The following is a 21843-nucleotide window of genomic DNA, read 5'->3' on the forward strand; positions in this document are numbered from 1 at the left end:
TTACCAAGCTTACAACTGACCTTTAAGTAGTGGTCTACCTATTGGCGAATTAATGAATTCATCTTGCTGATAAACATGAAAACCACGCACAAAGGTATGGTTTACTTGACCAAATACTTTGCGACCTGCATAAGGGGTAATGTTGTGCTTATGTTTGATCATTTCGGTGGTAATGGTGTATTCAATCGTTGGATCAAAAACACAAAAATCTGCATGGTTACCTACTTTAATAGCACCTTTAATTCCATCTAAACCAGCAAATTTAGCGGTTTCTAGTGACATTAAACGTGCTAAATCTACCAAGGTAAAACCACGGTCTTTGGCTTCAGTCCAGATTAAAGAGAGACCAAATTGTAGTGCTGAAATACCGCCCCATGCTTTTTCAATATCGCCGGTATCAATATGTTTTAATTCTGGCGTACAAGGAGAGTGATCAGAAACGATAAAGTCTAAGCGACCATCGGTAATGGCTTGCCATAAATGCTCACGATTTTTGTTTTCACGAATTGGCGGACAACATTTGAATAATGTTTTGCCATCTGGAATATTTTCAGAGGCAATGGTTAAATAATGAGGGCAGGTTTCAGCGGTAAAACGTAAACCTTCAGACTTTGCTTGTGCAATGGTGCTTAATGCTTCATCAGAGGATAAATGCACGATATGCACTTTACAATTATCACCGGCTTCTTTTGATTCACGTGCCATATCAACCATTAACGAGATAGCATTGTTTTCCCAGCTTTTTGGCCGTGATTCTAAGAAAGAGTCGTATTTTTTAGTGATTTCAACGTCATCAAAATGACCACAATCTAATTCAGCATGAATCAAATAAGGTACATCATATTTAGCTAAAATAGGCATAGCAGCGCGCATATCTTTGGCTTCAACAGGTGGGAACTCTTCGATACCAGAATCAATCAAAAAGGATTTAACACCGAGAACACCAGCAGAGAGTAACCCATCAAGTTCATCAATATTATCAGGGATAACACCGCCCCAAAAACCACAATCTACCCAAAGTTTATCGTCAACAGAGTCGAGCTTTTCTTGAAAAGCGGCTTTGGTCGTTGTGACTGGAATACAGTTTAACGGCATATCTACTAAGGCGGTGATACCACCTGCAGCAGCAGCTTGAGTAGCGGTATTAAAACCTTCCCATTCAGTACGACCAGGTTCATTGATATGAACGTGAGAGTCGACTAAGCCAGGCATAATAACTTGTTCACCAAAGTCTTTAACTTCGCAGTTGAGTGCTTGGCCATAAGGGTGAATAGCATGAATCAGCTGGTCTTTGATTTCGACGCAAGCCGCGATCATGTTTCCTGCAATGACTACTTGTGTACTTTGTAGAGCAAAATGGGACACCTTGCTAACTCCTCTAATGTAATGAACCTGTTAAATGTGTTTTCCAATGGTCTAAATATCCAATAACTTCATTGCTTTCAATCCCAATAGCCAGCTATTAGTCAATCGAGCGCCTTGTTCTTGAAAATTTATCCTCATTGCTTATTTTAAAATGAAAGTTGTAAGCTGAACTCAATTTAATAGCTATAACTCTCTCAAATTGAGTTCATTTCAGTAAATATGTGCGAGCATATCTTTGTTTATTTGGTTTGCTAACTGACTATTTCTTCTGTCATTAAGCTTTTCAATTCTTGCCAAGCGATGCCTTTTTTTGAACTCTGTGGCTTGGCATTTTTTTGTTTATTAACCGTTGGATTAGTTAATGTTTTTTCAGCCAGTTTGGCTTGATAAAGCTGAATGATTTCACCGGCAACTGACACGGCTACTTCCATTGGTAACTTGCCTTGAACTTGCGCTAAACCAATCGGGCAGTTCATCTTATCTACTAAGCTTTTTTCTATATCGCGATGTTGAAAGCGCTGTTGAAAACGACGCCATTTGGTATCCGAAGCAATTAAGCCTGAATAAGCAAAATCAGCACGTTTTAAAATATTATGGCTAATGTCAAAATCAAGTTGATGGTTGTGCGTCATCACAATGTAGTAGCTGTTTGCTGGCATGCTTGCCACTTCTTCTTCGGGATTTTCACTAATAACCGCAGTAACATTAGAATAACTGTCGATATCATCTGGAAATTGCTCAGCGCGGTTATCTACCCAAGTAATACTGCAAGGTAAGCCAGCTAAGATGGGGATCAGTGCTTTACCGACATGTCCTGCGCCAAATAGCATGATATTGGCACCACTAGCGCTAAAACATTCAAATAATACGCTGGCATCACCACCACAACATTGACCTAATTGTGCGCCTAACTGAAAATGTTCTAGTTGCTGACAAGCTTCACCGGACGTTAACAACTGATGAGCATGTTTAATCACCTTATGTTCAAGATGACCACCACCGATAGTGTCAAAAATATCTTCATTGGTTATCACCATTTTGGTGCCACTATTACGCGGTGTTGAACCGGTTACACCGACAATTGTCGCAACAACATAAGCTTTGCCTTGTTTGTTTAGTTGGTGTACCGCGCCGGTCCAATTAATCTTCATGATGATATTCCTATATATTCCGCTTGCTGAGTGAGTTAAGAGCGAATGAAAGGGTTAATTACTTCGCCACACTCGCTGTGGTTGTTGCTTTAAGCGCTTCAACCGCAAATAACACACGCTCAGGTGTCGCCGGTGTGTCTAGTTTAGGACTAACTTTGTAGTCAGCGACACTGGCAACGGCATCTTTCAATGCTGACCATACAGCCATACCTAACATAAACGGTGGTTCACCAACCGCTTTAGAGTTATAAATAGTGTGTTCACGGTTTGGCGCATCAGGTACTAAGGCAACACGAAAATCTTCTGGTGCATCGTTAATTGCAGGGATTTTGTAAGTCGCTGGATTATTTGAAAGTAAACGACCTTGCTCATTCCATACTAATTCTTCTGTCGTTAACCAACCCATGCCTTGCACAAAAGCCCCTTCTATTTGCCCAATATCAATCGCTGGGTTAATTGAGTGACCAACATCTTGTAAAATATCAGTACGCAGTGTTTTGTACTCACCGGTTAAGGTATCCATGATTACTTCAGAAACACAAGCACCTGTTGCGAAGTAGAAGAACGGACGTCCTTTACCACTAGCACGATCATAGTGAATCTTAGGTGTTTTGTAGAAACCAGTAGAAGATAATGAAACACGATTCATGTAAGCAATTTGCGAGAACTCAGCAAAGCTAAAGGTTTGTTCGCCAACAATAACATTGTTGTTTTCAAAGTGAACTTGCTGTGCTTCAACGTCATATTTATCACAAGCAAAGTCAATTAAACGTTGTTTGATGCTTTTAGCTGCGGCTTCAGCCGCTTTACCATTTAAGTCAGTACCTGAAGAGGCCGCTGTAGGCGATGAGTTGGGTACTTTATCAGTACGGGCAGCAGAACAAGCAACCGTATCAACATCAACTTGGAATTCTTCAGCAACAATTTGCGCTACTTTAGTATTCAAACCTTGACCCATTTCAGTACCACCATGGCTTAAGTGAATTGTGCCATCAGTGTAAACATGAACAAGTGCACCGGCTTGGTTCAAATGCTGTACCGTGAATGAAATACCAAATTTCACTGGTGTTAAGGCAATACCCTTTTTCAAAATTGGACTAGTAGCGTTAAATTCAGTAATGGCTTTACGACGGGCTTGGTAGTCAGAACTTTCTTCTAATGATTCAATGATCTCGCTTAAGTTGTTATGTTCAATGGTTTGATCATAATGAGTAACGTTACGTTCTTCTTTACCGTATAAGTTAATTTTGCGGATTTCTAATGGATCTTTACCTAGGTGACGAGCAATTTCATCCATGATCAGTTCTATAGTCATCATACCTTGAGGACCACCAAAACCACGGTAAGCGGTATGAGAAACAGTGTTTAGTTTACAGCGGTTACCGGTAATAGTTGCTTGATCTAAATAGTAAGCATTATCTGAGTGAAACATCGCTCTATCAACAATCGCATCAGATAAATCAGGTGAGTAACCACAGTTACCATTTACTTCGATGTTAATGCCTTTGATTTGACCATTTTTGTCAAAACCAACGGTGTAGTTGTTTTCAAATGGGTGACGTTTACCTGTCATTACCATATCGTCTAAACGCGCTAACTTAAACTTAACGGGGCGTTTTGTTTCATTTGCAAGTAAAGCGGCAATACATGCCCAAGGTGCAGCTTGCGTTTCTTTACCACCGAAACCACCACCCATACGACGCATATCAACTAATACTTTGTTTAGTGGAATATCAAGTACTTCAGCGACCAACTTTTGTACTTCACTTGGATGTTGTGAAGAAGTGTAGATGTTCATACCACCATCTTCAGTAGGCTCTGCTGTTGAAACTTGGCCTTCAAGATACATATGCTCTTGACCACCAACAACGATCTCCCCTGATAATTGATGCTCAGCAGCCGCAATTGCAGATTCAGAATCGCCACGTTTCAACGTATGTGGCGGACGAACAAAGCTTTTTTTAGCTAAAGCGTCTTTTACGGTAAGTACTGCTTCAAGTTCTTCATACTCAACTTTTGCCAATTTAACGGCTTTACGTGCCAAGTCGAAACTTGTTGCTGCAACGGCGAAAAGTGGTTGACCAACAAATTCTACTTTACCAATAGCTAATACTGGGTCACCTGGAAATACCGGGCCGATATCAGTATGACCTGGTACATCTTCAACGGTAATTACTTTTACCACACCTTCTGCCGCTTTAACGGCAGATAAGTCCATTGAAATGATATTTGCATGAGCCATGGTTGATTGACCAACGGCTGCATGTAATTCGCCACGAAGAGAGGGGCGGTCATCAACATAAATGGCTTCACCCGCTACTTGCTTGTCAGCACTTTCATGTTTTTTAGAGCGACCTACGCCACCTAAACCAATATTTTTTTGTCCGTTAACTACATCTTTGTCAGCGTTAGTTTTTACCGTGTGTAAATCGGCTTTTTTTACATCACTTTTCTTTATATTTATTAGACTACGCATTAGTAATTCACCACTCGTGTTTCAATAACTTCTCTTGTCTGGGCACTTTGTAGCTCTAAATAGCATTTCTCGATAAGGTTTTGAGCTACGGTCAGACGATACTTACTCGACGCACGTACATCAGTCATAGGCTGAAAATCAGTCGCTAGCGCTTCTTTAGCTTGTGCTACTAGCTCTTTCGTTAAGCTATTACCTTGCCCATCACCTAGTAATACAGCTTCTGCCGCGAGGCCACGCTTAGGAATACCCGCCATACCGCCGAATGCTAAACGCACATTGGTAATTTTTTGGCCGTTTTCTGTAGGTGTTTGCTCAATGAAGAATGCGGCTAATACCGCAGAAATATCATCATCTAAGCGCTTGGATATCTTGTAAAGCTTAAGTGTTTGACCAGCAAGGGGCTTAGGAATTGTAATAGACTTGATGAATTCAGAGGTTTGCAGAACCGTTTTCTTGTAATCAAGGAAAAATTCTTCAACTAAGATAGTACGCTCTTTGCCGTTAAGGTGCAGCGTCATCGTTGCGCCAAGTGCAATTAATGCAGGAGGCATATCGCCGATAGGCGAAGCGTTACCTATGTTTCCGCCTAAAGTACCGGTATTACGAACTTGTTTCGCACCAATACGCTCAATCATGTCACCAAGATCTGGGTAGTAGTGGTGTAAAGTATCGATAAAATCACTGTAGGGTAATGCAGAACCAATAACTATTTCAGACTCAGTTTCTTCAATAGTGGTTAATTCAGCAACGTTGCCTACATACACTAGCTTTTTAACAACAGCTAAGTTTTGGGTAACTGAAAGGGCTAAATCGGTACCACCAGCCACTAACGTTGATTTTGGTTCACGTACTAATTCTGTTGCTAACTCATCAATGTTCTGCGGAGCGATATAAGTATTACCATTACCATTTAATGTAGGGGTTGGTAATTTATCTAGCTCAGTAAGTGTTACTAGCGTTTGTTGGTAATGCTTAGCAAAAGAATCGTCTTGATTACCTTCGCTAGAAGTCATTGCCGCTTCAATTATTGAACGGTAACCCGTACAACGACATAAATTTCCTGCTAATGCTTCTAGTACTTCAGCACGATTTGGTTTGTTATTTTGCTTATGTAAAGCAAATGACGACATTACAAAACCTGGCGTACAGAAGCCACATTGTGAACCGTGGTTATCAACAATCGTTTGCTGAGCATGGTGCAATTTAGCGCCATCTTTTAAGTCTTCAACGGTGATCAATTGCTTGCCATGTAAATTACCGACAAAGGTAATACAGGCGTTAATTGATTTATAAGTAAGTTGACTAGGTTTTTCAGAATCTAGTTCAGCGAGTACTACGGTACAAGCACCACAGTCACCGGAAGCACAGCCTTCTTTTGTACCCGATTTAAATTGCTCTTCACGTAAATATTGTAAAACCGTCGTATTAGGATCTAAGTTTTCAATATTTACTAGCTCGTTGTTTAACAGGAATTTTATTGTATTTGCTACCATTATTCTTTCCGCTTTAATTTTGATTTTTAGTGTCGATTCGAATATTCGTATGAATTGACTATAGCAGAATCATAAGTTGACACAAGTGTCAGCTTTGATTTATTTGTTCATTATAGCTTTGAGTAAATACACTAAACAGCGAGTTATTATTTTTAGATAGCAGGAAGTAATGGTTGGTTCTTAGTGTTTATCTTGTTATAAAACAGTATTTTACGTGGTTTTTTTTAAAGAAGGTTATTTCAGTTTATCAGCGCATATTTATCAGTAAGCTATTCATAATGCTAATTTCACCATGTGAAATTAATCTGATTGAATAAGTATCCATGGGTGTTTTATAACGCTATATTTCTAGGATTTTTCTATTTTGAGCAATAACTAGCTTTTTAATAGGACTTTCAAGGCTGTTTTTCTCATTGTGGTGTTCTCAAAAAAAAGGAAGACTCAATGAAACTTAATAAATTAGTAACGGCGCTATTTTTATCAGTAACAAGCCATGCACTTTTTGCTGGTGACAGTATTAAAGTAATAGAACCTATTATGGCGACAATTCCTGCGGGCAGTTTTGAAATGGGCTCAACGGAAAGTGAAAACTCACAACCCCTTCATAAGGTAAATATCTCCGAATTTAGCATGGGTAAGTATGAAGTGACGGTGAATGAATTTCGTCAATTCGTAGAGGCAACCAACTATGCGGTACCACAAGAATGTCGTCATCAACTTAATGGTTGGTTCAGGCAATCATCAAAAGGAAACTGGGAAACCAATGCATTAAACACGAGTGAGTTTCAACCAGTGGTTTGTATTAACTGGCAAGCGGCTAATGCTTATACTAATTGGTTAGCCAAAGAGACCGGTAAACCGTACCGTTTACCCAGTGAAGCTGAGTGGGAATATGCCGCAAAAGCAGGTACCAAAACCGATTATTTTTATGGTGAAGACCCAGATTTAACCAAAGTATGCGATTACGCTAATACTGCTGATCTAACTGGTGAAACTGTTTTACAACGTGATGGCAATACTAGTTATTACAATTGGTCGGGCGAATTGTCACATTGTGATGACCATTCTGCTTACGCCAGCATAGTTGGCATGTACAAAGCCAATCAGTTCGGTTTACATGATGTAGTAAGTAATGTGTTAGAGATGCTCGCCGATTGTCGAAGTGAAGATTACAGCAACACGCCAAAAGATGGCTCAGCATATATAGATGAAAAATGTGAAAGCCGCTCAACACGTGGTGGAAGTTGGCACTGGAGTCATTGGCCATCAGCCCAGCGAGGTAGTATCCCGGAAGACTTTTCCGGTGGTGTTGATGGTTTTAGGTTAGCACTTGACGGCAAAGCACCCAAATTATCCTCAGCAACGACATCGTTTTTAACCAAGTTAACCTTTGCCCAAGAACAAGAGCAAAAACGACGCGATATACAGCCTTCATTTCCAGTTGCGGTCAGTAATGTGAAATTACAGCAAGATAATGGTGTGGTGACTATTACTTGGGATAAAAGTCTTGATAAGGATATTGAAAGTTACCGTGTTTACCGTAATGAAGTTTCAGGTGGTATGTTTAAATTGTTAGCGACAAATTTAACTGAAACAAACTTTACCGAGAAATATGTCGGTACAATGAAAATTGAGTACACGGTTGTGGCGGTTAAATATCATCAACAGAGTTATTATAGCGAACCAGTATCAACGCTAGCTGGTTGGGTAAGAATTCCTGGTCGTGTTGAAGCCGAATCAGCGGCAGAGTCTAGTGACAGTTCACTGGCAAGAACCTCTGATGTAGATGGTGGTTATAACTTTACTGGCGCGGGAGGTATTGGTGCAGATGCTTTGTTTACCTATCAAATTGAAGTATCTGAAGCAGGAACTTACCAACTTGAATATCGCGTTGCATCACCACGTGATACTAAAGGTTTTGAAGTACTAGCGAATGATAAAAGTATTGGTATTGAGCTGGTAACTCAAACAGGCGGATATCACGAGTGGAAAACGCAACAAGGATTAGCAGTTCAACTGAAAAAAGGTAAAAATACCGTGACCTTGAAATCATTGGATAATAACTGGAAACTAAATTGGTTAGCAGTTAAAAAGATATAGCGATTTAAAAGCATATGTATCAAAAGCCTACAGGTTGTTAGCTTTTGGTACGTATCACTCAAGGTTATAATTATTACTTAACCTAATGAAATTAGATTAAAATTTTACCGGATATTGAATAATGTTATTGTAGTGTTAACTATAATATATTAGCGATAAATATAATTAACTAACATTTATCGCGACTTGCTCTCTGCAGAGCAAGACAAGGACTGTCATGACATTTTATGGATTTGAAACTTTCCACATTATTTTATTTTTTCTAATCATTTATGCTATTTATATTTCACTTATTAGATACCCTAAGGTGCAATATGATAAGGATATACAGAATAAATTGCGTTTAATGGGCTTTAAGTTAAATCATAAAGTAAGTAAAAACGCATTTACCTTCTTATCGACAATCGCAGCAGCCGTTTTTCAAGATCGGGGTTTAACATCATCAAATATGAAATTAAGAAGAGATTGCACCATTTCATGGCTAATCTTTAAAAAGACAGAAGACTTTAGCTACATTATTTTTAATTTTTTAAGAGCTGAAGAGGGGTATTTTGATAACGCTATTGTACTGAGCTTTTATGATTTCAAGAATGATAAAAGTGATTTTAATGACATACTTGAAGCGGTAGAACTCTCAGAATTTATTGAGCTTTATGATAACGGAAAATATATCTCATTAGTGATTGAGTATAATTCAATTGCAGAGCAAAGCTTAATAAATATACTTGCTGTTTTGGGTATTAATAATGCTAAATATCCAAGCAAGCCTATCACAGCAGCAACAGAGCATGAGCATACTCAAAATAGCATTAAACATATAATTGATTCTGTTTGGGTGCAGGGGTCTTTACTCTTCGCCTTATGTTTTTGGTGGGGTAATTTAGTGCTTTACTCTATGCAAACGTTAAGCCTCACACTTCCTGATGATGACTTCATTCCTATTTATTGGGAAAGTAGTCCAATAGGTTTCAGCTTTTTTTTCGTGATTCAGTTAATATGTTTATACGTTTTTTCTAAGGTGTTCTTAACATTAATTAACAAAAATAAAGAAGAAAATTCGTTCATTAATGCTTTATATACAGCATTAATTTCTCTAGCTTTTTTATCACTAAATTACTTCTCTGGGTTTGAGGCAGAAAATAACTTTGTCATGGAAACCGAGCGAGTTTTGCTGGCAGCAGAGCAAGAACTGGATAATAACATCAGCCAAGCTGATGTTGAGTTTTCATCCAAAAATATTCCGTTAATTTCGCCGGAAATAATTAAAATGGTCAAAAATTCAGAGTTTAAATCTCTCTCCAGCAAGCTTGAAACTTACCATACATTATTAGCATCAGATATTTCTTATGATAGCTTGCTTTATAAAGTGTACCTGTCATTTTCAATTGATGATAAACAAGTGCTAAGCGCTATTCTTCGTTGGAAAAGACAACAACCGGAAAATTTACAACCTGTACTTGCAGAGGCTTTTTATTACTATGGTAAAGCTTGGCGTACGAGAGGAACAAATGGTTCAAGTTCTACCCCAGTAGAAGATATTAAAGCCATGGAGGTCTTATTGCTAAAGAGTAAAAAGTTATTGGCAGAAGCAAAGGCTAATAATCGCTTTGAGTTAGTGGCTACTGCTCTGATGATTGATGTAAATAGAACTTTGGGGGATTACGATCTTGCTCAAGAAATTTATAGTGACGTTATCGGTAAATTTGAAGGCTCTTACTTACTCAGATATCGATTTTTAATTGCCGCTCAACCTAGATGGGGCGGTAACTATAGAACAATAAAGCGTGTTGTTGACGAGGCCCAATTTCATAGTGATAAAAATGATCAGTTAGTTTTATTAAAAGGTTACTTATTTGAAGAAGCTGGTGATATAGCAGCTATAGACGGTGATCATCATGAGGCGGGGATATTTTATAGTAAAGGACTTAAATTCGGCTCAAATGATAAATTATTATGGAAGAAAGGTAAAAGTGAATATCGTCAGCAGCATTACTCTTCAGCACTAGGTTTTTTTAATCAATCCATTGCATTGAATAGTAATGATCATGACTATTACTATTGGCGATCTTTAACGCAAACGCGTTTAAAAAATTTCCGTGCTGCAAAAGAGGATCAGCTCTTGGCCAATGCATTACAATCTAATAGTACAAAATATAATGAGAAGACTGAAGCGCTTACACAAGTAGTGGGTAATGCAAATTATCGGGAATACTATGGATTTTCATTATCAGGGGATGTAAAAGATAAAGCGTTATTAGTCAGTGATAAAGCAGTAAATGAACAAGCATCTCTTTTATATAAAGAGGCATTATCATCAATCAAAAAAAATGATGCTGATTGGGCAGCAATTAAGTTAATAGAAGCGATTGAAATTGATCCACACCAAATAGAGTTTTATCTGGCATTGGATATGGTATTAGGTCAAACAAAACAATGGCAACCCATAATTAATTATTGGCGGAAGTTTATCGCGTTATACCCAGACAATAACAGAGCCCATTTTGAAATTAGTGGTACTTACCATCATTATAAAGATGCAAAAAAAGCACTGTATCATCTTAAAAAAGCTGCTGTTCTAGGACATATAGAAGCCAAAAAATCATATGAAAAGCTTAATCTTAATTAAGGACTGTGGGTTTATAAATTAACAGCTAACAGCTTTTCCTTATTATCTTGTAACCAGTATTTATTGGCATTGTCCTGAATGTATTGCGAGTAGAAGTCGTAGTTCACTTGTGCGATTGGATCACTACATAGTAATAAGGCTATATCTAAACTCAGGTCTTTATTTCCAGCAAGTCTTGCTTGTTCAAAAGTGCGCTGTGCATGGTGATTGAAAAGCTCAGTGTTTACATTCGCTTGTGCTAGCAAGGTTTTAAGATAAGAATTTTGTGCATTATCCGTCGCATTACTTGTAATCAAGGCTTCCGCCTCTATCAGCCTGTCTTGTTTGAGATAATGTTGCATTAATTGTCGTCGACTAGATTGCGCGACCCAATGGTCCGGTGTTAACTGTGTATATTCCAATACCTGTTTCCAATGGGGTTCTTTATCTGAAGGCGTTTTAGCAAAAATAGCGTAATGAAAGGGGATTTTAGCAAAATGATAAATAGGCAATTGGTAACTTTTCATCTTACTTTCGGCTTGTTGTAAGTACAGGTATCTGTCTACTTCTTCATGGTGTTTATGCGCGAGTACAGATAAGTAGGTTAGTGCATCTAATTCACGTGGCACGTCTTTGGCATCAAGAGATAATTGTGCCGAGTTAAGTAAATTCACTTTAATCGCGGCATAATCATCTTCTTGATGGTCTAACCATGAATGAGCAAGCCACGCATCGGCTTGACGTTTTAAATCGCCAATTTGCTCAAAGTACTTAATGGCTGAAGTCAGTTTATGTGAACTTAGTTCATATAACTCTTTACGGGTAAGGATTTGACTCTGAAAAAGTAAGGCATTTCCCAGTTGTTGCCAATTGCCTTGTCCCTCCGCACTATTCGCCAATTTATCTGCCATGACCATGGCCTTTTCCAATTCTCCCATTTGAATATAGGCACTAATTAACGCCCCTAAAATAATGAGATCATTAGGAGAACGTTGGTGTGCGATGGATAAGTTTGCTTGTTTAAGTTCTGGCGTTTGCGCGTTATTGAGTAGGTCATAAATGACATTCTGCTGTAAATGCTGCTGTAATTGTTTGATAACGTCATCGGTAGAAACACCGGTTAACTGTCCTTGCCAATCAGCAAAAGGCCCTTTCACTAGAAAATCAATATAACTCTCTTGGTCATGTCTGCGAACTTGCGCCGTTAATATTATTGGGTGAGTAGGCGCTAAGCTGCGATATTGCAGCTCTAGGGTATTGTTAAACTCTGCAGTGGTGATATTGGGTATCGCGGTGAAATCAAAATATTCGTTATCATCAAGAGTAATACTATCTTCAAGGCGAATGTCATCTTTACCTTGGACGTTCGAAATAGGAATGTAAGCAATATTTTTCAGTACACTTTCGCCTTGTGGAGCCGTTGTACTTTGAAAAGTGATTACAACAATAATGAACAGCATTACACTAGCAATCAATGCGTATGACCAATAATTCTTTACTTTAGCCTGTGCTGTTGTCGGTAAAGGGCTTGGTGCAGAGCTAGGTAAAGCACTCTGTGATGTGTTCGATAGAGTAGCCGGAGAAATGGCCGGCGAGGTACTCGATGGAACAACAGCATTATTAGTTGTTCGGTTTTGTTCAGATACTGATAATATCATTTCAGTAGCTAACAGCCACTGATAGCCTCGCTTAGGAAACGTTTTAATGGCATCGTTACCAAATAAACTTCTTAAATGACTAATGTTTTGAAATACCGCTTGCTCAGAAACGACTTTACCTTGCCAGACTTGCGCTAGAATATCGTCCTTACTCAGCACTTTGTCTGCTTGTTCAATAAGTAGGGCAAGTAGTTTCGCTTCGTTGTGGCGAATGGCTAATGACTGGCCATTTTCTACTAAGACTAGACTCTCGCTGTCAAATTCAAAATGTTTAAAGCTATAACGCATCGTTTACTTAAGTACCTGAATGATTGTTTCGCATTTATCTTAACTGATTAGTTATCAAAGTGTCAGGGTGGATTGTGTAAATATATTTCCAGTTGAAATTTTATTATCTTAAAGTAACGACTTGCTAGTATTCATTTACGTGGCATTATTGATTTAATTTTATTACCTTATTGATTTTGTCGACGGTGTTAGACGTTGTTAGACGTTTGATATTCACTAAATTCAGGCTGAAATCAGCGGAGTTGTTAATGTTTCCTCGAAGTAGTCGCCTAACCTTAATTATTATGGCGTTGAGTTTGATTGGCTTATTTTCATTTGGTGCTATAGCCCATGGTGTAGATGAAAGTACCCGTCTATTTTTACAAAACAATACCGGGGTTCAGTTTTTCCCTTTTATGTACATTGGCGCAAAACATATGGTGACCGGGTACGATCACTTGCTGTTTTTAGCGGGTGTTATTTTCTTTTTATACAAGAGCAAAGACATATTACTTTATGTCAGTATGTTTACTTTGGGTCACAGCTTAACTCTACTCTTTGGTGTGCTCGGCGATATACAGGTAAATGCCTATATTATTGATGCTATTATTGGTTTTTCTGTGGTGTATAAAGGCTTTGATAATTTAGGTGGCTTTCAGCGCACTTTAGGTTTCAGTCCAAATGCTAAAATGGCAGTACTGGTTTTCGGCTTATTTCATGGCTTTGGCTTAGCGACAAAGCTACAAGAGTTTCAGCTACCCCAAGATGGCTTATTAGCGAATTTAATCGCGTTTAATATAGGCGTAGAACTAGGGCAATTTACCGCGCTAATGTTGATATTATTGCTGATTAGCTTTTGGCGAAAACATCATTCATTTAAGCAATTTTCAACGGTAAGCAATACCTTATTAATGAGCGCAGGTTTTATGCTGATAGGTTTTCAGTTAACTGGTTATTTTACTGTTTAGTAAGCTAAACAGTTTATTATCAAAGAAATAATTTACTAAATTCGATATTGAAGAGATATATTTATGCAACATACGTTATCAAATAAGGCCTTGTTAAAATCAACCATTATCGCTGTGGCGATTGCTGGCTTAGTGCTCGTTAGTTTTATATTACCAGCAGAATATAATATAGACCCAACAGGTGTTGGCACCAAACTGGGCTTAACGGCTTTAGCTAATCCGGTGGCTACTTCGGAAATTAAAACTAAACAAAATCAGAGTAATACAGATAACCAACAAGCAGCCGATATTATTGAAGTTATAGTGCCTGCAGGACGTGGTGTTGAATATAAATTCGCAATGACGCAATTTAAGAAAATGGAATACCAATGGCAAACAGATGACACAGCACTTTTCTTTGACTTACACGGAGAACCTGAAGGTGATACTACGGGGTATTATGAAAGTTATGCTATTGCGACGTTAACTGAAATGAAAGGTAGTTTTACTACGCCATTTACTGGTATTCATGGCTGGTATTGGAAAAACACTTCAGATAAACCGGTTACTGTGAAGCTTAACGTAAGTGGCGAATACACTATTGTTGGCTTAAAGAAATAAAGCTTTTGGCTGGTTTTAACTCGATTTTAGTGAGCAGTTACTAATGGTTAGATCTTTAATAATTGATTGACTAACCACGAGTTATCTTTTTTTATTAATTGTATTTGTCTTACTTCTTTATAAATTCTCTCATTGCGTTTTCCGGTTAATAAAACGGTCATACTTACTTGGATATTAGCTGAATCAATTACTGTTGTGGCTAATCGTTGAGTGTTTATGGTCACTGAGTCGAATGATAAGTTAAGTCCGCGTCGCGAAAAATTATTAAGCGTTTTATATTTTATGATTTCTTTTTTAAAGCTGACAGAACTCAGTGAAAGGGCGGCATTTAGATCTTTTTGATTATATATCGCATCAAAAAATGCAATGGTGATATCTGCTTCTGACGGGCCAGATACTTCTTCAGTACAGCTAGTGGTTAAGTAAAGCATAGATAATATAAGTAATAAACCCATATAACGCACTAGAGGTATCATCATGATTTTTCCTTTTTTTATTATATTAGCTTGTTATTTTTATCTAAAGTTAGCTATGAGGTAAATAATTTAAACGAGTATTAACTCACGCTAAATGTACAAGTAAATTAGTCTGGTTGTTATAACCATAGCCTTTAGGATTGAGAAAAGAAAAGGGGAAAGTAAACTATTTTAATTTTTCTTTAACTGAAGAAAAAGGAGAAAGCTTTAGCGCAGTGAGAATAAACTGCTTAAAATTAATCGGCATAATAACGAACAAAGCAATGCCTTTATCAAAGTTAGGATTTATCTGACAATAATAGTTTATTTCACTTTTTTCACTGGCTTTAAACGAGTTCACCTCTGACTCACTGTAATTACTACTGCGACCCACATTGAGTAAACAACGTAAGTTGAGTAACGAACTCAAGTCTCCACTGCCATTGAATTGCTCAAATAACTGTTTGGGTTGCTTTGCTAATTTTTCACTTGGCCAAACTATTGCCGCTTTGTTGGCGATAGCACGATACATCGCTGGGCTTAACATGGTATCCGCGTAATAAATATTTTTCAGAGGATTTTTAAGCCAATATAAAAAAGCCTGCGTCATTGAGAATATAAAGGTATTCCCACCCTTTCGGTATTGAGGGTAAAACGCCGCTGATGCTCTAATCAGGATCTCTTGCTCACTTTTGGTAAAAGTAATCAAACAATAACCGACGACTTCTTTTTGATAATAATAGATTCGAAGCTTTCGTGAAAACACATCATTGGCATCAAAGTACTTACTAAAATACAGTTCAGCGTCAACATCATTGAAGCTAGAAGTAATTAATTTAATAAGTGCTTTTTTAAGAGGGCTATCGAGCCATTTTTTAGATTGGTCGTAGTCAATAGAATTAAGGTTCATACGGTACTTCTAGCTGATTATTGTTGTTTTGGCTATTTTCGATCTTAGCACGGCTAAAAAATCCATTCACCTTATAGAAACTAGATTTAATCTCTTATACTTTGACATTAGTGCTTAGCATTGGCAAAGTAATTTTTTAAATGCCAAAAGATAATAATAATGAAACAAATAAGCGCTCACATAAGTAAAAATCATAGCAAAAAAAATCAATTTAAACCTTCCCCTTTAATGGTCGCGGTTCTTTTATCTTTAGGTGTGGCAGTAAGTGCCTGCCAAGATCCTAATGCTGGCGTGCAAAGTGCGGCAAAGACCACTGAAACAGAGAAATCAGTAGAAGTTGCTGTGGTTGACCAAGCACAATTAGCCCAAGAAATTTCGAAGAAATATATTATTACTGATGGCCATATTGATGTACCGTACCGTTTAGAAGAACTATTCGAAAATGTTGCTGAGCATACAGAACATGGCGATTTTGATTTTCCAAGAGCTGTTGCCGGCGGCTTAGATGCGCCATTTATGTCGATATATATTCCGGCATCACTTGAAAAAACAGGTGGCAGTAAAGCCCTCGCTGATAAATTGATCACTATGGTTGAAGACATAGTGAAAGAAGCACCTGACAAATTTTCCTTAGCTTATTCAACGGCTGAAATTGAAAAAAACTTTGCTAAGGGCATCATTTCGTTGCCAATGGGCATGGAGAACGGCAGTCCAATTGAAGGTGATTTAGCTAACCTTAAACATTTTTATGACCGCGGTATCCGCTATATTACGCTGACCCACTCAAAAGCTAATCATATTTCAGACTCCTCTTATGACGAAGCTCGCCCAGCTGGTGGTTTAACTGATTTTGGTAAAACATTAGTAGCAGAAATGAATAATGTTGGCGTTATGGTAGATGTTTCTCACATATCTGATGATGCCTTTAATGATGTGATGGCGGTAAGTAAAACACCTGTTATTGCTTCACACTCTTCTGCTCGTCACTTTACGCCAGGTTTTGAGCGTAATATGAGTGATGACATGATTAAAACGCTAGCGAAAAATGGTGGTGTTATTCAAATCAACTTTGGCTCTAGCTTTATTACTCAAAAAGCCATTGAGTACGGTAAGGTGCGTAAAGAAGCAATCAAAGTTTTCACGGAAGTAAACAAACTCGACAAAGAGAGTGCTGAAATTACAGCATTTAAAGATGAATACAAAATCAAAAACCCATACCCATACGCAAGTTTAAATGATGTTATTGATCATTTTGACCATGTTGTTAAATTAGTGGGTATTGATTATGTGGGTATTGGCTCTGATTATGACGGTGTTGGTGATAGCCTGCCAAGTAACCTAAAAGATGTGGCTTCATACCCAAATTTGATTGAAGGCTTGTTAAAGCGAGGTTACAGCGAGCAAGATATTGCCAAGATTCTTTCAGGCAATGTGATGCGTGTTTGGAAAGCTGTTGAGGTTTATGCTGCACAGCATTAGGTTTAAATAGTTACTAGCCCTCATTAATTTAGCTTAACCCAATTTAGCTAAAATTAATGAGGACTGTTTTGCACATTAACAATTGCCAATCATCTTGCTTATTAAGTATTGAAATTGGCAATTTTTTATATCCGATACTATTTTAAGACGAATGATTACTCGCCCAGTTCAGGTCAAGCACTAGTTATAATGACGGGTCAAAATCAAAGCGAGTTAAGATGTTATTTAACGGCTTATCTAAGCTAGCATAACGCCATTGTGATAATGCGTTTTTTGCCGCTTGCTCAAATACCCCTTTTGGCGTCGATTCAGTCACGACAATATTATTTACCCTTCCATCCAAACTGATGCTAAAAGACATAGTGACACTGCCATGTACTTTATTCGTTAGTGCTGCTTGTGGCCAAACAGGCTCCGCATGGTGAAGTAACGTTCTGTCGCGTGTCTTAATTTTGGCTTTAAGCTGATTAACTTGTGAACTCACTTTTTTTGTTAAGACTCGGGCGCCATGAAAATCATTCATATTAAGTTGTGTGACTTGTTTCTCGCTATTGGTTATTACCGTAAAAGCGCGATTAATATCCGGAGAGTACCAGTGGCCATTGTTTGCTTTAAGTAACCGTGTTTGTCGCGCTTTACCTGCCCATCGATAGCAAATCTCTTGCCCACAAGGTTCAAGAATAAACTCACTTTTATCTTCGAGTAAATAGCTGCCTAATAAGGCCGATATTTCGTCTGTAGTAGCATCACTGGCGACATAGTTAGTACGTGGTAATGCGTGTTCCTGTAATGTATCGGGTGATGATTTTACTGTATTCTCTACCCAAGATTGATGTGCACTTGTACGGGTGTAATATTCTTCGACACCATAAAGTCCCTCACCTTGTTCATTATTACGTTGATGTGAGCTAACCCCGGCAACTTTAAAGCCCGATGGTGTGGTAATAAATGCTGGGCCACCGCTATCTCCAGGACCGCTAATTCCTTCAAGTATCAGTGCTTTATTTTCAGGACTATCAAAATCAAATTTTATCCATAACGCTTCTACGTCATCAATGATATTTTCAGCATGGTTTATTCTCTCACTACTACCGGTAACGCCTAATTGTCCGTTGCCTGTATCACCCTGACCGACAAACCAAACATGCTGTAATTTTTCATCATTATTTTGATAGATAGCGGTACTTGTTACGCCCGTGACTTTTCGATCAAGTTTCAGTAGTGCAATATCATGATTGAGGTTGTTTTGTTGATTATATTGCGGGTGCACAATAATATAGTCGACTTGGTATTGATTACCGCCAATGATAACTTTCTGCTGAGCGGGTAGGTAAGGAGTGCCATGGGCAGCGGTTAAAATCCATTGTTGATTAATTAAGGTACCTGTTAAATAGGTGAGGTTGATCACGCTTGGATATTGATTGTCGGATACTTGATAATTCACCGCTGGTGTATCATGACGAATAATAATGGCTTGGCTAATAAACGTTGTGCAAAGTAAAAGTAGTAGTAAATATTTCATGGCAGCCTTAAAGTAGGGAATGGATCTATAAATGTGTAATTGCCTTTATCCACTAGGTATTAAAACATTACCAGTTTATGCTACGTAACAAGTTATATTCTTTAGCTATCCAAAACCTATCGAGCTATTTAAGACTTGTTAATGAATTGAAAATAAAGAATTTTAATGATTATTAATAAAAACATCACCATTGAAATATTAATGAGTTCACCCTTTAACAGTGGTGGATTAACAGTGAATTTCAGCCAAAACAGGGTGGAATATCAACAGAACATATTGGTATTACAACCTAAAGTATTAGAGCTTTTAGTCCTGCTGTGTGCCGCACAAGGTCAAACCCTTAGCAAACAAACGTTAACTGCCGCTTTATGGCCAGAGACTATTGTTGGCCCTGATTCGTTAGCGAATTCAGTGACTCGTTTACGTAAAGTACTGGGTGACGATGCTAAGAATCCACAGTTTATTGAAACGGTGCAGCGAAAAGGTTATCGCTGGTTACAAGAGGTTGATCTCACCAAGCATAAAATAACCAATAGAGAAACTGTACTGGCTTTTACTGGAGTAGCCATTTCAGCGGCTTTTATTTGGGCAATATATAGCACATTACTTACGCCAAATGTAAATCCGAGCATAACATCTGCAAAAGCGGCAGAAGAAATAACAACAGGAGGAGAAAAGTTTCCTTTCCCCGACTTACATATCGAACGCTTAGCTGAGGGTGGTTATGAAATTCAGGTAGGTATTGATGGGGAGTTAACGGAAGAGCGAAAAGTAGCTATGTTAAAAGAAATCAAGCGTATTACCGGTGAAGAACACTCTGATATGATTTTTACCATTGACCCAATTAAGCATGATTGTAAGCAAGAAAAAGGTGTCAAAGGCCAAGTGGTTTGCGCAGATAAATCGCTGAAAAAGACAAACCACTAAGTAGTGTACCTAAAACTAATCAATGCGTGAGACGCAATTATTTTTCAAGGTGATAGCTAAGGTAATAGCTAGGACGGTTTCTAAGGTGAAAACGCAATCGCTCGTACTTGTAAAATAGCTTCGCCACCGTCTTTGTCTGTCATGCTTGGTGTTAAATAAATTGCGTCAATATGCTCAGGTAATATGCCGTGATCTATTGAACTTTCTGGTGTCCATTTTGGTCGGTAGAAGTCTTTCAAATCAACTTCTTTTGTTGTCCAGCCTTTGGTTTCCGGTAATTTAATTTGGTAATGGGCATAACTCTGGTCACCATCTTTCCCATATTCGAGCTGTGATAACTTAATGATCAGGGGAATATCACACTGGTAAGTTAACCGTATTTTCTGATTACCTGCTAATGAAGCCATAGGGAGTTTATGAATAAGCTCTATCCATGAGTTTCGCTTTTCATCAACTCGAGGGACACGTTTGAATTTAATCCAAATACCGCCATGTCTAATAAGCTTTTCGTTAATAATGGCTTCACTGCCATAGGGATCAGTATCATAACTCCATAGATGTTTATCCAAAGGGCTAAGCGTATTGTCAGCCTCCGCGGGCATTGCAGATAAGAAGAGGAAACTAACCAAGCTAGCAAACAGCGATGTTTTGAAAAAGTGCATTTATATCCTTTAAATTAATGTGCAAGCAGCGTAATGATAAAACAAGCTAGCCCTTCAAGATAGTTTTTAGGTCACCAGCTAAGGTTATTCATTGCGATTTAGGAGGTAGATGTATAGTGTCCATCTGAGATTGCTGTTGCCAGTCATTCACATCATATTTTGCTAATATCTGTTTTAGCCGGCCACTTTCCCTAAGCGCCTGTAAACCTTCATCAAACACAGGTATTAATGCTTTATCGAATAACGATGAAAAGCCCAGAAATAGTGGGGTAAAGTCTCCCTGTGTACCCGCATAAACGATAGTGTAGTTGGGTAGTTTTGCTAAGTGAAATTGTACAGTGAATCGAGAGTCTAGCAATATATCCAAGCGTTTCATTTGTAGCATATCTAACTGTTTTTGCAGAGGAGAAATGCCACTAGCCGAAAAAATGTGTGAGGTATTCTCTTCTATTAAATGACCGAGATCCGTGCCGTATTGATAGCCATTAATGGTACCTAAAATAGCATTGTCTTTTAACTTAGTTGCCAAATCATCAATATTTTTAAAACGCCAGGGTTGATCAGCATGTACATAGAAATCATTGTATAAGCCACCAAAACTGGTCTGGCTTTGTTGGAGCTGGAACTCAGCTATATGCTGTGGTGTTAAGGCAAGTAATATATCTACTTTGCCCTTCTGAGCGAGATCTAGTGCTCTTGCTAAAGGCATTAGAGACAACTTCACTTTGATTGTATTATTGGCTGCTATTTCCTTCACTATCTCAACCAAAAAACCCGGTAAAGTTCGGTCATCGCAGATATAAGGACACCACTCATCAGACGCTACCACTAAGGTTTTCGCCTGTACTTGTGCAATAGAGACACTTAACCACAAAAGGGGAAAAGTGAAGCTCCAAAGTCTTAGTTTTGTAGTGAGTTTTATCATGCCATTCTTCTCATTAAAACTTATACCAATGGTACTAATTAATTGCCCATATTCAAATGGTCTTAATTTACAATTTCTGCGTTGCGCTCTATCCCAATAGCTAGCTATTACTCAATCACGCGCCTTGAACTTGAAAATTTATCCTCATTGAATTTTGATCACTAAATTAATACAAATGGTATTACTTAAGAGCCATAAGTGACCGCGAAAGTCACTTATGGCTTATAATCAACATAATTGGTCATATAACAATCAATAAAAATGTTACTTTCTGTATTAT

At 38.1% G+C, this 21843-nt stretch carries 16 protein-coding genes; 6 read left to right on the forward strand and 10 right to left on the reverse strand.

From position 1 onward, the window contains the following. Positions 1-9: 9 nt before the first annotated feature. The 4 genes from allB to xdhA form a co-directional block, all read right to left on the reverse strand. Positions 10-1365: an allantoinase AllB gene (gene allB, locus CXF71_RS12715; protein ID WP_101233316.1), complete on the reverse strand. Its 1356-nt coding sequence runs from the start codon at positions 1363-1365 to the stop codon at positions 10-12. A gap of 251 nt (positions 1366-1616) precedes the next feature. After that, positions 1617-2516, reverse strand: coding sequence for a xanthine dehydrogenase accessory protein XdhC (xdhC, locus tag CXF71_RS12720; RefSeq protein ID WP_101233317.1), 900 nt, complete (start codon positions 2514-2516; stop codon positions 1617-1619). A gap of 58 nt (positions 2517-2574) precedes the next feature. Next, positions 2575-4992 carry a xanthine dehydrogenase molybdopterin binding subunit gene (gene xdhB, locus CXF71_RS12725; RefSeq protein WP_101233318.1) on the reverse strand — a complete coding sequence of 806 codons (2418 nt, stop codon included), beginning with the start codon at positions 4990-4992 and terminating at the stop codon, positions 2575-2577. Further along, positions 4992-6485: a xanthine dehydrogenase small subunit gene (gene xdhA, locus CXF71_RS12730; RefSeq protein ID WP_101233319.1), complete on the reverse strand. Its 1494-nt coding sequence runs from the start codon at positions 6483-6485 to the stop codon at positions 4992-4994. Before xdhA ends, xdhB begins: the two co-directional genes overlap by 1 nt. 444 nt (positions 6486-6929) lie before the next feature. Between xdhA and CXF71_RS12735 the strand changes: the two genes are divergently transcribed. Continuing rightward, positions 6930-8585, forward strand: coding sequence for an SUMF1/EgtB/PvdO family nonheme iron enzyme (locus CXF71_RS12735; RefSeq protein ID WP_101233320.1), 1656 nt, complete (start codon positions 6930-6932; stop codon positions 8583-8585). Positions 8586-8802: 217 nt separating this feature from the next. After that, complete coding sequence (locus CXF71_RS12740) at positions 8803-11211, forward strand: tetratricopeptide repeat protein (protein ID WP_101233321.1); 2409 nt, start codon at positions 8803-8805, stop codon at positions 11209-11211. A gap of 11 nt (positions 11212-11222) precedes the next feature. On the opposite strand, the gene CXF71_RS12745 is transcribed toward CXF71_RS12740, so the two are convergent. Further along, complete coding sequence (locus CXF71_RS12745; protein ID WP_101233322.1) at positions 11223-13136, reverse strand: transcriptional regulator; 1914 nt, start codon at positions 13134-13136, stop codon at positions 11223-11225. Positions 13137-13384: 248 nt separating this feature from the next. Here CXF71_RS12745 and CXF71_RS12750 point away from each other — a divergent pair, with 248 nt between their 5' ends. After that, positions 13385-14083: a HupE/UreJ family protein gene (locus CXF71_RS12750; RefSeq protein WP_101233323.1), complete on the forward strand. Its 699-nt coding sequence runs from the start codon at positions 13385-13387 to the stop codon at positions 14081-14083. Positions 14084-14146: 63 nt separating this feature from the next. After that, complete coding sequence (locus tag CXF71_RS12755) at positions 14147-14683, forward strand: hypothetical protein (RefSeq protein ID WP_101233324.1); 537 nt, start codon at positions 14147-14149, stop codon at positions 14681-14683. A gap of 47 nt (positions 14684-14730) precedes the next feature. Here the strand turns inward: CXF71_RS12755 and CXF71_RS12760 are convergent, their stop codons facing one another. Together CXF71_RS12760 and CXF71_RS12765 are read right to left on the reverse strand one after the other, a co-directional pair. Continuing rightward, entirely contained in the window at positions 14731-15162 is a 432-nt protein-coding gene (locus CXF71_RS12760; RefSeq protein WP_101233325.1) for a hypothetical protein, read from the reverse strand. Between the two features lie 163 nt (positions 15163-15325). Further along, the gene (locus CXF71_RS12765) at positions 15326-16048 is read right to left on the reverse strand and encodes a hypothetical protein (RefSeq protein ID WP_101233326.1); all 723 of its coding nucleotides are present in this window, start codon (positions 16046-16048) and stop codon (positions 15326-15328) included. Between the two features lie 159 nt (positions 16049-16207). Between CXF71_RS12765 and CXF71_RS12770 the strand changes: the two genes are divergently transcribed. Next, entirely contained in the window at positions 16208-17527 is a 1320-nt protein-coding gene (locus tag CXF71_RS12770) for a dipeptidase (protein WP_101233327.1), read from the forward strand. Positions 17528-17711: 184 nt separating this feature from the next. On the opposite strand, the gene CXF71_RS12775 is transcribed toward CXF71_RS12770, so the two are convergent. Continuing rightward, a complete protein-coding gene (locus CXF71_RS12775) occupies positions 17712-19049 on the reverse strand; it encodes a TonB family protein (protein WP_101233328.1) in 1338 nt (445 codons plus the stop codon). 165 nt (positions 19050-19214) lie between these two features. Here CXF71_RS12775 and CXF71_RS12780 point away from each other — a divergent pair, with 165 nt between their 5' ends. Then, positions 19215-19976: a winged helix-turn-helix domain-containing protein gene (locus CXF71_RS12780; RefSeq protein WP_101233329.1), complete on the forward strand. Its 762-nt coding sequence runs from the start codon at positions 19215-19217 to the stop codon at positions 19974-19976. A gap of 80 nt (positions 19977-20056) precedes the next feature. Here the strand turns inward: CXF71_RS12780 and CXF71_RS12785 are convergent, their stop codons facing one another. Together CXF71_RS12785 and CXF71_RS12790 are read right to left on the reverse strand one after the other, a co-directional pair. Next, the gene (locus tag CXF71_RS12785; protein WP_101233330.1) at positions 20057-20638 is read right to left on the reverse strand and encodes a hypothetical protein; all 582 of its coding nucleotides are present in this window, start codon (positions 20636-20638) and stop codon (positions 20057-20059) included. Positions 20639-20726: 88 nt separating this feature from the next. After that, entirely contained in the window at positions 20727-21563 is an 837-nt protein-coding gene (locus tag CXF71_RS12790) for a substrate-binding periplasmic protein (RefSeq protein WP_101233331.1), read from the reverse strand. Positions 21564-21843: the final 280 nt, after the last annotated feature.

The organism is Colwellia sp. 12G3, assembly GCF_002836775.1.
Taxonomy (GTDB): Bacteria; Pseudomonadota; Gammaproteobacteria; order Enterobacterales; family Alteromonadaceae; genus Colwellia.